The 15,794-nt window shown below is 36.8% G+C and carries 11 protein-coding genes and 3 pseudogenes; 13 read left to right on the top strand and 1 reads right to left on the bottom strand.

The window, feature by feature from the left end; translation table 11 throughout:
• The 9 genes and pseudogenes from AC6F8J_RS02690 to AC6F8J_RS02650 all read left to right on the top strand — a co-directional run.
• The coding region (locus AC6F8J_RS02690) for a PDDEXK nuclease domain-containing protein (protein WP_500720776.1) at nucleotides 1-465 on the top strand (465 nt) is incomplete at its 5' end.
• A 104-nt stretch (nucleotides 466-569) separates the two neighbouring features.
• Complete coding sequence (locus tag AC6F8J_RS02685; RefSeq protein WP_500720774.1) at nucleotides 570-3,740, top strand: DUF3427 domain-containing protein; 3,171 nt, start codon at nucleotides 570-572, stop codon at nucleotides 3,738-3,740.
• A gap of 28 nt (nucleotides 3,741-3,768) precedes the next feature.
• The gene (locus tag AC6F8J_RS02680) at nucleotides 3,769-4,161 is read left to right on the top strand and encodes an NUDIX domain-containing protein (protein ID WP_500720772.1); all 393 of its coding nucleotides are present in this window, start codon (nucleotides 3,769-3,771) and stop codon (nucleotides 4,159-4,161) included.
• Between the two features lie 159 nt (nucleotides 4,162-4,320).
• On the top strand, nucleotides 4,321-5,733 hold the full coding sequence (locus tag AC6F8J_RS02675; RefSeq protein WP_500720770.1) for an ATP-binding protein: 1,413 nt from the start codon (nucleotides 4,321-4,323) through the stop codon (nucleotides 5,731-5,733).
• A 301-nt stretch (nucleotides 5,734-6,034) separates the two neighbouring features.
• Entirely contained in the window at nucleotides 6,035-6,241 is a 207-nt protein-coding gene (locus tag AC6F8J_RS02670; RefSeq protein WP_500720768.1) for a hypothetical protein, read from the top strand.
• 69 nt (nucleotides 6,242-6,310) lie between these two features.
• Complete coding sequence (locus AC6F8J_RS02665; RefSeq protein ID WP_500720766.1) at nucleotides 6,311-6,640, top strand: hypothetical protein; 330 nt, start codon at nucleotides 6,311-6,313, stop codon at nucleotides 6,638-6,640.
• Nucleotides 6,627-7,799, top strand: a pseudogene (locus AC6F8J_RS02660) (DUF1186 domain-containing protein); the annotation flags it as partial. The gene AC6F8J_RS02665 and the pseudogene AC6F8J_RS02660, both read left to right, overlap by 14 nt.
• Nucleotides 7,800-8,174: 375 nt before the next feature.
• A pseudogene (locus AC6F8J_RS02655) lies at nucleotides 8,175-8,252 on the top strand (SEC-C metal-binding domain-containing protein); the annotation flags it as partial.
• A 126-nt stretch (nucleotides 8,253-8,378) separates the two neighbouring features.
• Nucleotides 8,379-8,651, top strand: a pseudogene (locus tag AC6F8J_RS02650) (IS66 family transposase); the annotation flags it as partial.
• Between the two features lie 79 nt (nucleotides 8,652-8,730).
• On the opposite strand, the gene AC6F8J_RS02645 reads toward AC6F8J_RS02650, so the two are convergent.
• Nucleotides 8,731-9,354 (bottom strand): TetR family transcriptional regulator, encoded by a 624-nt coding sequence (locus AC6F8J_RS02645; RefSeq protein WP_500720764.1) that lies wholly within the window; start codon nucleotides 9,352-9,354, stop codon nucleotides 8,731-8,733.
• Nucleotides 9,355-9,537: 183 nt separating this feature from the next.
• On the opposite strand from AC6F8J_RS02645, the gene AC6F8J_RS02640 reads away from it, so the two are divergent.
• The 4 genes from AC6F8J_RS02640 (at nucleotide 9,538) to AC6F8J_RS02625 (ending at nucleotide 15,411) form a co-directional block, all read left to right on the top strand.
• Nucleotides 9,538-14,262, top strand: coding sequence for an InlB B-repeat-containing protein (locus tag AC6F8J_RS02640; protein ID WP_500720762.1), 4,725 nt, complete (start codon nucleotides 9,538-9,540; stop codon nucleotides 14,260-14,262).
• A 119-nt stretch (nucleotides 14,263-14,381) separates the two neighbouring features.
• Nucleotides 14,382-14,657 carry a type II toxin-antitoxin system prevent-host-death family antitoxin gene (locus tag AC6F8J_RS02635; protein ID WP_500720760.1) on the top strand — a complete coding sequence of 92 codons (276 nt, stop codon included), beginning with the start codon at nucleotides 14,382-14,384 and terminating at the stop codon, nucleotides 14,655-14,657.
• A 1-nt stretch (nucleotide 14,658) separates the two neighbouring features.
• On the top strand, nucleotides 14,659-14,967 hold the full coding sequence (locus tag AC6F8J_RS02630) for a type II toxin-antitoxin system RelE/ParE family toxin (protein WP_500720758.1): 309 nt from the start codon (nucleotides 14,659-14,661) through the stop codon (nucleotides 14,965-14,967).
• A gap of 192 nt (nucleotides 14,968-15,159) precedes the next feature.
• Nucleotides 15,160-15,411 (top strand): hypothetical protein, encoded by a 252-nt coding sequence (locus AC6F8J_RS02625; RefSeq protein WP_500720756.1) that lies wholly within the window; start codon nucleotides 15,160-15,162, stop codon nucleotides 15,409-15,411.
• Nucleotides 15,412-15,794 lie beyond the last annotated feature (383 nt).

The raw sequence follows: 15,794 nt of genomic DNA, 5'->3' as shown, positions 1-15,794 counted from the left end.
AATAAACCGATGCTTGAAAAAGATTTGGAAAAGATATTGATTGTAAAAATCGAAAAATTCCTTCTTGAATTGGGACGTGGATTTATGTTTGTAGGCTCACAACAGAGAATTACCTTGGGAAATACGCATTACTATGTGGATATGGTTTTTTACAATAAAATATTAAAGGCATATGTCTTGATAGATTTGAAGATGGGGAGCCTTAAACCAGAAAATATTGGTCAAATGAACATGTATGTTAATTATTATGCCAATGAGGTAAATGATGATGGTGATGATAAACCGATAGGTATAATTCTTTGTGCTGATACTTCGGAAATTGTTGCAGAATATGCTCTTGGTGGGCTTGAAAACCAGATTTTTGCATCGAAATATGTTTACTATATCCCTGATAAAGATGAACTTATTAAACAGGTGCAAGACGCTATCAATGACTTAGGTGAAAAAAATAATGAGAATATTTAGCTAAGAAATATTCTAAAGAACGTAATGCTTTGGATAAATTACTTTCTAAATAAGAATATAAATCTTAAGCAAATATAAAAAGATACATAACGGGGGAGACAACCATGCAAACAGGCATCTATGAGCAACTCATCAACGACGAAATCAAACAAAAAATATCAGAGCTTGAAGCAATAGGGGATAAGGTTGAGAGGCAACCACTTGATGAAGGTGAAGCCTATTTAATATTGTCCAAATATATTGAAGAAGTGGTTCGAAAAGCCTTGATCTTTATTCGTGAAGATAAAAGAAAAGACCGAAAAGATAAGCGCGATATGGTCTATCAGATTGAGTTATGTAATAGGTTGATACAACTGCTGTCAGAGAATCTTGAAGAAGATACATTTAATACATATAAGGTTTCAGAGACCTCCGAATTATTATTATCGATCTATTCTAAACTAAACAGTGCCTATGCGGTTAATGACAAACTGGTACCAGTAAGGCCGGTCACTTCTATTGCAAGCAGTTCACTTTTTACTGGATCAACCAAAGAACCGGATCTTATATCTGAACTGAACAAAGAGATTCAATCGTCAGATCGTATCGACATGCTCATTTCTTTTGTGAAGTGGAGTGGTCTGAGGCTGATTTATGATGAGCTCAAAGCATTCACCAAAGTTCCAGGTCGCAAGGTTAGAATCATTACAACTTGCTACATTGGTGCTACAGATGCAGGTGCTATTGAGAAATTGGCACAGATTCCTGGCGTCGAAATCAAGATCTCATATGATACGAAGCATACAAGGCTTCACGCTAAGTCCTATATGTTCCATAGAGACACTGGTTTTACAACAGCTTATATAGGATCTTCTAATATGTCAAAAGTAGCAATGACCAGTGGCCTTGAATGGAATCTTAAAGTCAGTGAGAAAGATTCTTTTGAAGTTGTAAAAAAGTTTCAAGCCACTTTTGAAAGTTATTGGAACCGCTTCGATTTTGAATCCTATAATTACCAAAATGAGTCAAACCGAGAGAAGTTAAGAACAGCCATATTATTTGAACGTCAAGGTGCTTACGATCTGGATCGGGTTACGTCCATACCTCTTTTTGATATTAGGCCTTATGCTTACCAGGAAGATATTCTTGAGCAACTTAGAGCTGAGCGAGAGATCTTTGGTAGAATGAAAAACTTACTGGTTGCAGCTACAGGTGTTGGTAAAACGGTTATTGCGGCTTTTGATTTTAAAAGATTCTATAATAACAATCCGAATGCGAAGTTGTTGTTTGTTGCTCACAGGGAAGAGATTCTTAATCAAGCACAAGCAACCTTTAGAGGTATATTAAAAGAGCCCAATTTTGGAGAAATACTGTCTGGACATTCTAAGCCAGATAGTATCAATCATCTATTTGTTATGATTAATTCCTTTAACAGTAATGAATTTATGAACAAGACGACACCCGATCATTATGATTTTATTATTGTGGATGAATTTCATCATGCTGCGGCTAATTCCTATATGAACCTACTTGAGTATTATAAACCTCAGATACTACTAGGGTTAACGGCAACGCCAGAGAGAATGGATGGTAAGAATATTCTTGAACACTTTGATGATCGCATCGCATCAGAAATGAGATTGCCGGAAGCCATTGATCATAAACTGTTAGCGCCATTTCACTATTTTTGTATAACAGATGACGTGGATCTGTCAACGCTTAAATGGACCAAAGCAGGCTACCAGGATAAAGATCTATCAGACTTATACATTCTTAATCATGAACAACGGTTAAGAACGGTTATAAACAGTATGGAGCGTTATCTGACGGATATGGAGGAACTTAAGGGACTAGGCTTTTGTGTTAGTGTAGAACATGCTCAGTACATGGCGAAGTCTTTTTGTGAGATGAACATACCGGCATTGGCAATCATAGGTAAAACAGATCATGACGAAAGATTTGAGGCTAAACAACGTCTTATACGTGGCGATATCAAAATGATCTTTACAGTGGATGTCTACAATGAAGGTGTTGATATTTGTGATGTGAATACAGTCTTATTTCTTCGACCAACCCAGAGTCTGACTGTATTTTTACAACAATTAGGTAGAGGACTTAGGCATGCCGAGAACAAAGATTGTCTAACGGTACTGGATTATGTTGGTAGAGCCCATGAGAAATATAACTATGAACAAAGGTTTAGAGCCTTGCTGCACAAATCAAAAAGACCGGTTAGGCAAACGATTGAAGATGAGACCTTAAGTTTACCAAGAGGCTGTCATATTAAGATGGAGAAGTTAGCCAAAGACTATATATTAACGAATATAAAAAATGCCATCATTAACAAGTCTTCTCTGATAAGCCGAGTCAGATCTTTTAAAACAGAAACAGGATTACCACTGACATTAAGAAGGTTCTTGGATTATTATCATATAGATCTTGTAGATTTTTATGGGCGACAATGCAATCGAAGTCTACATACCCTTCATTGTGAAGCTTTTAATACAAAAGTTGTACCAAGCTATAACATTAAGATCATTCGTAAGTTAAAGAATCTTTTTTATCTCAATAGTAGAACCATCATAGAACAAGGGCTTGCTTACTTTAAAGGTGAAATCCAAGGATTTACGGATTCTAAAATATTAGCTATATATTATTACAGTTTCTATGACAAAAAACCGGATACGTCCGAGACGGGATCTATGCTTGAAGGGATGCAACTTATAAGGGAAATTGTAGAGCTAAGAAATGAAATCATTGAGATCTTAGAATATAATTATGAACATTTGAATTTTGTTGAGAGTCATCAAAGGACGAGAATGGATAGCCCTTTAGATGTACACTGCACCTATACGACCAATCAGATATTAGCTGGACTTGGCTACTATGATGATCATAGTATGCCTTCATTTAGAGAAGGTGTCCTATATATCAAAGAAAGTCAGACAGATGTGTTCTTTATTACCTTGAATAAGAGTGACAAGGATTTCTCTGAAGCGACTATGTATGAAGACTACCCTATGAATGAATCTAGATTTCATTGGCAGAGCCAGAATAAAACATCGGATACAAGTCCTACAACATATCGCTATATCCATCATGAGAAATTAGGAAATGATGTCTTACTCTTTGTTAGAGAATATAAGATAAGAGATGGTCATGCCAGTCCATTTTTATTCATGGGCAAAGCCAAATATGTAAGTCACACGGGTTCGAGACCTGTTAGTTTTGTATGGGAGCTTGAAGTGCCAATGCCTGCAAGATTTCTTGAAGAGAATCTTAACCTTGCCAATTGATTTTATGTTAATATCCTAAGGAGAGCTTATGTCCATCCATGTTGTAGCAGCCATAATTAGAAATAAAGATAATCAGATACTTATCGCTAGACGTCGAGAAGGCAAGGCTCTAGCTGGGTATTTTGAATTCCCAGGTGGAAAAGTAGATGATGGAGAATCTCATGAAGTAGCTCTTATTAGAGAGATCAATGAAGAGTTGGGACTTCATGTTGAAGTGGGTTCATTCGTTAAAGAATCTGAATATACCTATGCATTTGGAACCATTCATCTATATGGATATGCTTGTTCGATTATTGGTGAGATACCAGAGAAGAACTATTCGATAGATCATGACCAAGTGCTGTGGGTCGATACAAATGAATTAATGAGATATAGATTTGCACCTGCTGATATACCGATCGTTGCTGTATTAAGTGGTTAATGGTGAAGCGTATTTACTCACAAGCAAATGATATGAGCGGAATAGATGCCCTATCCAAAGAGGATAGTCAAGTTTAGTATAGTCGTAACCATACTAAACTTGACTATCTTCTTTGGATATGTTAACATGAATTTATTATAGACTGAGAGGAAGAAAACCATGTTTGTTGGAAGGAAAAATGAATTAGATTATTTAAATACCAAATACTCAAGTCCTAATGCTGAATTTATTGTTTTATACGGTAGAAGACGTATTGGTAAAACTGAGATTTTGAGAGAATTTGTTAAAGACAAAAAGCATGTATTCTATTCAGGTCATCAAATAACTGACTTTATGCAACTTAATAGAGTTACTAATGTTATGACAGAGCATTTTACCAAAAAGATTTATAGTGATTCTTTTAATCAGTGGGAGCAAGTGTTTTCTTATATAAGTGAGAATCTAATTGAGGAAGAAAAAACTGTGATTATTTTTGATGAATTTCCTTATATGGTAGAGGGAAATTCAAGTATACCTTCAGTACTTCAATCAATCTGGGATCATAGTCTGTCAAAGAAGAATATATTAATCATTTTATGTGGGTCATCCATAAGTTTTATGAAGAATGAATTGTTAAGTGAGAAAAATCCTCTTTATGGAAGAACAACAGGTGTCTTAAAAATTACAGAAATGGATTTTGAATCTTCCCTAGGGTTTTATCCTAATATTGATTTTCATGAGCAAGTAGCTTTCTATAGTGTGTTTAGTGGCGTGCCTTATTATCTCAGTCGTATCAATAGAAAAAAGTCACTAAAAGAAAATATTATAACAAGTATTTTACAAAATGGGTCAGTATTATTTAATGAAGTTGAATTTCTATTGAAGCAAGAACTTCGGGAAGTTAGTGTTTATAATACAATTATTACGGCGATAGCATTAGGCCGTACAAAACAAAATGAAATAGTCCAATTGTCAGGTGTTGAAAAAACAAAGTTGACATATTATCTAAATAGCCTCATTGATTTGGGGATTATTAGAAAAGAATTCCCTAGTACGATTAAAACTAAGGAAATGGTGAAATCAAGAGTAGGATTATATATGCTCGATAACAGTTTTTTTAGGTTCTATTATCGATTTGTATATCCACATGTATCTGAACTAATGGATGGAAATATTGATATCATATATGAAGATATTATTGAAAAACAATTAATGGATTTTATAGGTTATGAATTCGAAAAAATAGCAATAGCACATGTAAGAAACATTAACCAAAGAAAGGAAATTCCATTAAGGCTAATTAGAATAGGTAGATGGTGGGATAAGAATAAGGAAATAGATATTGTTGGTTATGATATAAGCCATAACTTTATATTTGGTGAATGCAAGTGGAGAAATGAAAAGCTAGGTGTCCCTGTTTTAAAGCAGTTACAAGATAAGAGTATGGCTATTAAGGAAGAAGTAAGAGATAAATATTATATACTTTTTTCAAAATCAGGTTTTACAGATGAACTAAAGAATCTCGCCTTAATAGATGACAAGATTATCTTGGTAGATTACAATTTAGCAAAGGGTGGCTTCAGAATAAATTAATCATTTACCTTCAAGTTAAAAATCCGAGTGTGTCAAGCATCCCATTTAAGCTTGAACCCATTAAATCAGCCATATTAAAGTGTGCAGATTATATTGAGAAGATTGAGGAGATAAACTATAACAAAACAAAGAACCTAATCGTTACTATTATTAAGAGCACAGCTAATGATATTTATCGGTATAAGAAAAAGTATCCTCATGAGAACTGAACGATTTTACAGGCCACTATACAAGGAGGAAAGAATCAGTTTCAATTGATGATGTATATGCCGAAAAAGTAATTGCGAGGTTGGAAAAGATAATGGAAAAACGTGTTACAGGCATTATGGAAGCTAATCGTAGAAATTACTATAGTGAGTGTGCGGCATTTATTGCGGCACTTGGAGAAATTAAGGAGTCAAGAGGAATATGTAACGGAAAGCAGAGGTATATGGATTATTTTAGAAAAAAATATCCTCGAAGATCCGCGTTTAAAACGGAACTTGAAAGGTATGGATACGTAGGTTAAAGTATAAAGGTATAAGTGCGTTAATAGAAGATTTGGAAATAGATTTTACTTTTAAGGGAGTGAATATAAATGGAACCTTCAAAAAAAGATTGGAAAATATTTAAAGACAAGATTGGTCCATGGCAGGAGTCATACATGGAAAAGCTCATTAAAGAATATATGACCTTTTTGAATGATGACTTGCCTGCATCAACAAAATTTTGGGAGTTGGAAAAGAAAATCAAACAAGATAAAAAGAAGCCAGGGGTGATTCTCGAGCTAAGAAAGCGCGATATGCTCTTTGATATTATACGCCTAATCAACGATGGTGTAATAACAATGGATGACCTTTCGGATTTCACTTATGAATTAAGGGAGAATGTAAAGATTTTACAGGAGAGAATGAATGATGAAATATAAAATCAACTGCAGTAAATATGTTGGAATAGAACCTGAACCGGTTAATGCGGAGTTTATAAAACTCGATATAATGATGCAAGAAGGATATGGTTATGAATTGAATGGGGATTCTCACAAGGCTGTGACATGCTGGAAAGATGCATTCGATGAATTAACTGTATATTTTGAGGAAAATCATTTATGCGATTTGAAATCCTTTGATAATATATTCAATGGTACACAATATGTACAAAATTGGGTACAGGATTATGATGATGCCCTTAGAAATGCTCTTTTGGACGCTGAAGAAGAATACAAAATAACAATTGGAAGGTTGAAAATCGACTTACTTAACTTTTTACTTGGCTTGAATCAGGAAGAAGAATTAAATGTGCAGAATCTTAAAAGATCTTTAGCCGAAACATATTATTTAATTGGACAGCCTGAAGTTGGAGAACAGCATTTTATCCAATTAATTGACGATTATACGGATAATGTATGGGGATACATAGGTTATTCTGATGAATATTGGATGGATTACTCCAAGTATAAAGATTTTGATAAGGCTTTTAAGATATTAAACAAAGCATATAACCGTCTATCAATAATAGAGAGTGATATTATTGCTGAACGATTGACGGATCTGATGATTGCTATGAAGAAAAAGGAGCTTGAGCATTTTCTTGAGACAGAAAAAGAAAATGTGGTAGCAGACGGTAAAACGGTATCTGATGCAATCGATTATCTTAAGAGGGATTCAGACAAGATACCATTTTCATATCTAAAATTTTTAGAAGATAATAAGAAAGCTACAGAACGAGAAATCCTGAAAGAAATGAAGTTCTACATCAGTGATCCGGATAATTATGCACAGAATAATGGATTACTTTCTGTATATCTACCATTTATTCTAGGTCAGTGGGAAAGAAAAGAATCCTCCAAGGATATTATTGATCTGGTGGCTTGTTCAGAAGAATCAATCGACAGACGAGTTGGCTACACGATTACAGAGGAGTATCCTGTTGTATTATATAAATGTTTTGATGGTGATTTGAATTATTTAGAAGAAGCTATCAATAAAGACAATGTAGGTTCATTCCCGAAACTTGCCTATTTGAGAGCGCTATCCATATATTATATTGAAGACTTGAAAGATACCTTAGGATTAAAAGTCTATCTGGATAAACTCCTAGAAGAACAGCCGGAGCTTGCAACTTGGATTTCAAGTATCGTATTGATGCACCCTATTGATGCAATGCTTTCTGTTGGTGAAAAGTCAGTAAAGTCGAAGTTTTATGACCCAGGAGTCAATGGACAATGGTCCGAATTCAAGTTCCATTTTTATAATGGTTCTCAAGATGAAACGGCAAAATATAAGGAGCCCTTTAATGCTAGAGAAGCATTTAGGAAATGGTCTCAGTTTACTGATGAAAGACCGATAGTACCGGAGTATGCCGCTTTGTATCAGAAATTATTCAATGCAAGAGAGGAAAGGCTAGGAAAACCGAAAAAAAAAGTTGCTGCGAACGATGGATTCAATCAACAACCTCTAGTGAAAGAGAAGAAAATCGGACGTAATGAACCATGTCCTTGTGAATCAGGGAAAAAGTATAAAAAATGCTGTGGAAAATAGATAACTGAAAAAACCTTCTCCAAAAAGTTTGCGTCAACCTTCGGGTAAAAAACAAGGCGGCCAGATTGGGCATGAAGGAAAAGGATTTTCTCTTCTGAAAAAATCTGATAAGACCAAGGAAAAGTACGTGCATTGGTCGAACGTTTGTCAGAATACAAGGAATCAATCTGCCTCTTTACAAAAAACTTTATTGTACCTTTCAATAATAATCAAGCCGAAAGGGACATCCGAATGATAAAAATAAAAACTAAGGTGTCTGGTTGTTTTAGAACCAAAGAAGGTGCAGATGCTTTTGCGAAGATTATGTCTTATATAGGAACTGCACACAAACATGGAATCAACACATTTGTAGCAGTGAAGCAAGCGTTAAATGATCAATCGGATTTCATTTTTGATTAGGGGCGACTGAACAGTTACAATCCACCTTAGAATCATTATAAGGTGGATTTTTTATGGTTGCTCATCAGAGGAAATGAAATTAGTTTTGTTTTTTAATGCCTTTCAGAAATATTTCAAAATGCTTCAGAGCTTCTTCCTTTAGGTCAAAATCAGGATGCCTAATGCACCACTCATAGGTGAGGCCTCTAAAGGCAATCATCAAGTGTTTCGAAAGTGTATCTACAGGAATCTCTGTTACGAATTCACCTTGCTCGACACCCTTTTGAAGTATGTCGTTAAACATTTTGTAGATGTCTCTATTATAACCGGAAATAGCATCCATGTTTATGGTTCTTTCTAGTTGTACTCTATACAGAGTATTCATATGGTCATAACCTATAGAATGGGTAAGAACATCAGCAATTTTTCCTACCAGTGACATCAGAATATCTGAGCCTGATGTCATATCTAAAGATAAAATATATTTTTTATAGTCTAAATCAATCTCATTTACGTAATCACCAATCAAAGAGACAAGCAAAGCGTCCTTTGACTCAAAGTGAACATAGAAGCTTCCTTTAGAAACCTTAGCTGTTTCTACTATGGTATCTACGCTTACTCTCTGAAAGCCCTTTGCTCTAAACAAACGGTTGGCAGTTTCGTAGATTCTTTTTTTTGTTTCTAGTGCGCTCATTTGTCTGCTATTAATCTTCTTTTTATCCATATTATATCTCCTTCATTGACACAAAAAGTCGAAGATGTTACAATGACTACAGTCATTGAAAACCATTTCTTTTAGTATAACATATAAAATAACACTTGTGGTATTAGCCTAGTTCAATAAATTTGTTGCTAGGATGTATATATATTGTATAGCTCTATAAAAAATAGTATTAAGGAGAATTTTATGAGATTAAAAAGAATGTGCAGTATTTTCATGGCTTTGGTAATGACAGTGACACTGAGTATAACATTTACGGTACCTGTGGTGGCCGAAACGACCGGTTACTGGACAGATGCCGAAAATGTAGCAACGGAAGATCCTGATTATGATTATGCTTCGAATACGTATACAATTGACAATGCAGCAGAGCTTGCATGGGTGGCAAATAAGGTCAATAGTGACAATTATAATGCCAGCGGCGGTTCTACTTTTATTTTGAGTAGTGATATTGATCTTGCGGGACATTTTTGGGTACCTATTGGTGAATTCCAACAGCACACTTTAACAGGTACCTTTGACGGTAATGGATATACCATATCCAATATGACTATAGGAACAGCATCAGAGCCATCGAATCTTACCGAGGCTGGTCTCATTGGATATGCTGATGATGCCGTCATAAAAGATATTAATATGACAGATGTATCTATTTATACTTCTGTTGCGGATAACGTTTTTATAAGAGCCGGTGCCATCGTGGGCATGGCATATAGTAGTACAATATCGGACTGCTCGGCTGCTGGTATCATAAGTGGTAGCGGTACTTTAGCGCTTAGTTCTAGCCGTGGTGTAGGCGGTATAGTGGGACTTAGCACTTCAGACATTGATCGCTGTTCTTCGTCCATCAACATCATAGCAGGTGGCAGTATGCTGCCTGTTGGTGGTTTGGTAGGATTGATGACTGGGGGCAACATTACAGAGAGTTATGCCACGGGTAATGTATCAGGAAGTGGTGCCAAATATGTTGGTGGTCTGGTAGGCTTTGCTGAAGGAGGAGGTACGATTAGTGATAGCTATGCCACGGGTGCTGTGACAGGCGGCGGTTCATCGGATGCAGGTGGCCTAATTGGACATAGCTATTACAACATAGAAAGCTGCTTTGCCATAGGGGAAGTATATGGTGGTGATTGTGCAGGTGGTTTGGTAGGCTTTGGGAGAGCTGGTAATATCACCAACTCTTTTGCAAGTGGAAACGTAACATCCTCAAATACGGTTGGGGGACTTATTGGGATGAGTTTGTATAGCGGTTTAAGCAGCGTTACCAACTGCTATGCCTCGGGTGATATTAATACATCACAAACCAATGTTATTAACCAATCTGCTGGTGGATTGATTGGCTATAGGGGGACCACTGTCGCAACCATAATTACAAATACCTATTGGAATAAGGATGTAACACAGACAGTAGGCGGTGTAGCACGTAATATGGATTCAAAGCTTGGAATAGGACGTGCAACCGACGATTCAACAGCAAAATCATGGGATGAAATGACGGATGTGGCTTTTGCTGATCTGCTAAGTGCGAATAACGGAGCATTAAGGGATTGGACGTCTGTTTACGATCTCAATGATGGGTATCCCTATCTTGAAGGTCTATATTTTACGACGCCTGCTACCACCCATACAGTTACTTTTAGGAGTTTAGATACGGATTATAAAGTCATGCATATAGCTGAAGGTATTTCAGTGATGGCGACGATGACGGATCCAACACGGGCCCATTTTAATTTTACGGGTTGGACGCTATCCAGTGATGGAAGCGGTTCATTCTTTGATTTTACAACGAACATAACAGAAGATACGACACTCTATGCACAGTGGGCACCAAAACCAACGTATTCAGTACTCTATAATACGAATGGAGGATTAGGGGATGCACCTGTTGACATCAACACCTATGAAGAAGATGGTTTGGTCACATTGCCATCTGGTAGTGGACTGACGAAGGCCAACTATATATTTGGCGGCTGGACGCTCTCGAGTGACGGAAGCGGTACGGTTTATGCTGCTGGCGCAACGTATACAATGGGCAGTGGGGATACTGAGTTTTATGCGAAGTGGAACCCTAGCTACACTGTAACGTATCATGCAAATACAGGTGTGGGGACTGAACCCATAGATAGTAATGCTTATACGCCGGGTAGTTTTGTTACATTGGCATCCGGCAGTGGGCTTACGAAAGAGAATTTTAGATTTGAGGGTTGGACGCTTAACAGTGGCGGAAGTGGGACAGTTTTTCAACCAGGTGGTACTTATTATATTGGAAGCACAAATATTAACTTCTATGCAAAGTGGAAACCAACCTATACTGTCACTTATGATGTTAATGGAGGAACAGGAACGACTCCAATAGATAGTAACGCATATGCACAAGGCGAACCATGTTTATTGGCATCCGGTAGTGGTCTTACAAATGGAAACCTCAATTTTGGAGGCTGGGTGGATGAAGATGGAAATAAATTTGCTGAAGCCGACTATTACCATTTTGACAATACGAATGTTACCTTATACGCAAGGTGGACAAATTACTGGACAGATGCTGGTAATGTGGCCACAATGGATCCGGACCTGGATGAAGATACCGACACATATACAATTGATAATGCTGCCGAACTAGCCTGGGTGGCCAAGCAGGTTAATAATGGCAATGACTTTTCAGGCTATAGCATCAAAATTGCTGACAGTGTTACGGATATAGACCTTTCGGGGCATGACTGGTTTCCTATTGGAAGCGATTATGTATTTTTTAGAGGGAATTTTGATGGTAATAATAAAAAAATCACCAATCTTACAATGGGAACACTTGATATGCCGAATACAGAGCTGGTATATGCAGGTCTATTCGGAGGTATTTCGGGTTCTACAATTAGTAATGTTTGGTTAGAGGATGTTTCGATATATTCATCAGCAGTATATGCCGATATAGGTAGTCTTGTTGGATATGCCGATTATAGTAATATAATAAACAGCCATACATCCGGTATGATATCAAGTGGTAATTATACTTATGTTGGTGGTCTTGTGGCGAATTTATACGCGTGCACAATTTTGGATGGCTATGCCACTGTGGATGTAACAGGTGGTATTGAGGCCGCGGTTGGGGGTTTGGCAGGATATGCTTATGAAAGTGTGTTCACAAATAACTATGCTACTGGGAATTTAACAGGTGGGAATAGTGCTATCGTTGGCGGTTTTATAGGATATGATGCCGAGGATTTTGTCAGCAATATTTTATCTTATGGCTATTGGAATAGTGATGCAAGTCAGATTGTGGCTGGAATTGCAGTGGATGTTAAAGTAGGTATAGGTATGGGGCCAAATGAAGCTTCAGTGATATCTAAAACATCAGATGCCATGAAGAACAATGATTTTGCCATGTTACTGAATGCAAATAAGAGTGAGCAAACGACGAGCACATGGACAATCGTACCGAGTGTAAATAATGACTATCCTGTGCTTGCTAATACGGTTACCTTTGATAAAAATGGTGGTACTTCGGATGCAAGTCCGACAAGCAAGTTAGTAGTCTTAGGTGGTAATGTAAGCACTTTACCCACAGCCCCAGTGAGAACAGGCTATACTTTTAGCGGGTGGAATACCGTAGCGGGTGGTAGCGGTGCGACATTTACACCGACGACTACTGTAACAGAAGATATGACCGTCTATGCACAATGGACATTAATCAGCACTGGCAACAATTCAGGATCAACACGCCCGACAGTACCATCTGCAGATGTGGACACAACTACATTTACAGCTCAAACCAATGCGGCTACCGGAACTGCTACGGCAGACGTAGGGGCAAGTGAAATGACATCCCTGACTGACAAGGCGAAGGCAAGTGAAACTGCTGGACAGAAGGCAGTGATAGAAATCAAAGTTGAAGCGAGTGTCAATGCAAAAACAGTTGAAGTAGTGATAGATAGAACAGCCTTTGACAAAGTAGTGAATGATACAAAGGCAGATGTTAAAGTCACTACAGGTCTTGGAAGTATAACTTTTGATGCAGAGGCGGTTAATACGATTAGCGGTGCGGCCGGAACAGGCAACATCACAATTAGTATGGCTAGGGTAGAGACAAGCACGCTTTCTGGTGAAATGCAGCAAGCGGTTGGTAATAGGCCGGTTTATGATTTATCAGTATCAGCCGGAAGCTCTAATATATCCCAATTTGGTAACGGTAGGGCTACTATTAGTATTCCTTATACACCGGAAGCTGGGGAAGATGACGATGCCATCGTTGTTTATTACATCGATCGTGAAGGCAAGCTCAATCCTGTTAATGGTAAATATGATGCAGCAAGCGGTACTGTTGTTTTTACCACCAACCATTTTTCTGAGTATATGATTGGCTATAACAAAGTGAGCTTTAGTGATGTGGTAGAATCATCGTGGTATCGTCAAGCAGTCACTTTCATTGCAGCAAGAAACATAACAACAGGTACAGATGCAACCCACTATAGCCCTAATGCCAAATTAACAAGAGGCCAATTCATTACTATGTTAATGCGGGCATACGGTATAGAAGCGGATGAAAGCGGGGCAGATAACTTTGCGGATGCAGGAGATACATATTATACTGGTTACCTGTCTAAGGCCAAAGCCCTTGGTATCACAAAGGGCATCGGTGATAATCTGTTTGTACCGAATCAGGAAATCACCAGACAGGAAATGTTCACCCTGCTCTACAATACCTTAGGGGTCATTGGTGAACTTCCCACAGAGGTTGAAGGAAATCAAATAATGGATTACATCGATGCAAACCTGATAGCAAGTTGGGCAGAAGACGCCATGACATTATTTGTAGGAACGGAAATCGTCAGTGGGCATAATGGTAAGCTTTCTCCGACAGATACGACAAACCGAGCAGAAATGGCACAGGTATTATACAATCTCTTAGTAAAATAAGGGATGCTAGTATAAAACTTATGGATTACGTTGTTAAGAGAAATGGCTAAAGTTTGTAATTGCTAGCATAGTAGTTAGATGATATAATATGACTATCTTAATAAGAGAGGGTGAAATATATGGAAATAGATATTCGTCCATCAGCGGACCTTAGAAATCATTACAATGAAATATCTAAGCAATGTCATGAGACAAGAAAGCCAGTAATCATAACGAAGAACGGCAGAGGAGATACAGCTGTAATAGGCTTGCAGGAATACAAGCAAATGACATCGGAATTGGAATTGCTGCGTACATTAGCAGAAGCAGAAGAAGACGTGAAGTATGGAAGGGTTGAATCACTTCAAAAAACCTTTGATGATATTCGAAGCACCTTACTAAATAGGGAGGACTGATATGTATCAAATAGTCCGAACTGAAAAAGCAGATAACCAATTAAGAGATTTGATTTATTATATTGCAGATGATTCCGGAAGTGTAGACGTAGCACTAAATTATCTTGATAAACTTGAGAAAGCAATGATACGACTTTCTGAATGCTCAGAATCCGGAAGTACTCCGAGATATGCGATATTGCGTAAACTCGGATATAGAGTATTGATTGTGGAAAAGCATTTGGCATTTTATAAAGTTGATCATACAAACAAGGTAGTAACAATATATGCTGTTGTAGATAGTAGACAGGAGTATAGAAATCTTATATAAGTGAATTTATTGATATAAATTTTTGTCTTAAATCAAAGTATTCCGGAGATTGAACAGGAAAGTTTCTTCTTTTTATCATACTTGCCAACTTGATATAATTTTGAAAGTTACACTATAGTAGGTGATGCAAAAATTATTCAGTACTCGAATGAACGGAATTTGTCAAGCTAGTTGTCCACTTTTCTTAAATTTATGAAACTTTACTTTCTTCGTGGTATTTATCAAGGCGATTATGATAAGTCAAAAAAACTACTTCTAGATTCTTTAGAGTGTAGTAGTATTACAGATATCATAGGGTATATGAACAGCAGAATCTGTGATGAAATTGATCTAAATATTATTAATGCTATAGCAATAAATGAAGCATATAATAAAAATGGATTAAAATCTTTAGAGATATGGTTGGAACTTGAAAGAAACGTAACGAGATATCAGATTGTCTAGGATTCATTGATATCCAAGATTCTATTTAATATAGTAAGAATGACTTTTGATTTAAAGAACTATGGTTAAACGAGATCATATGCTGAGAAGAATATAGAAGTTTGTAAGAGAAGCAAGTATATAAGATACATGCCAGGTACTTATATGTATTTAGCCAATGCAATCAAGAACAAGGCTGTAATAAAGAGTATTTGATATACTATAAAAAATTTATTTATCTGAGCTGTATTCTTAATGATTCAGACAAAATGAAATATGCGATAGAAAAGGTAACGAATGAAAATGAACTAAAATTGGATATAGGACTAATGGCAGAGGAATTATAATTCTGTTCTTTTTAATTAATTAACCTAGTATAATCCATCTTGAGAGGAGGTGGAGTA

Source organism: Petrocella sp. (assembly GCF_059865615.1).
Note: the sequence above shows the minus strand (reverse complement) of the source record. Positions and strands in the feature narration are given on the sequence as shown.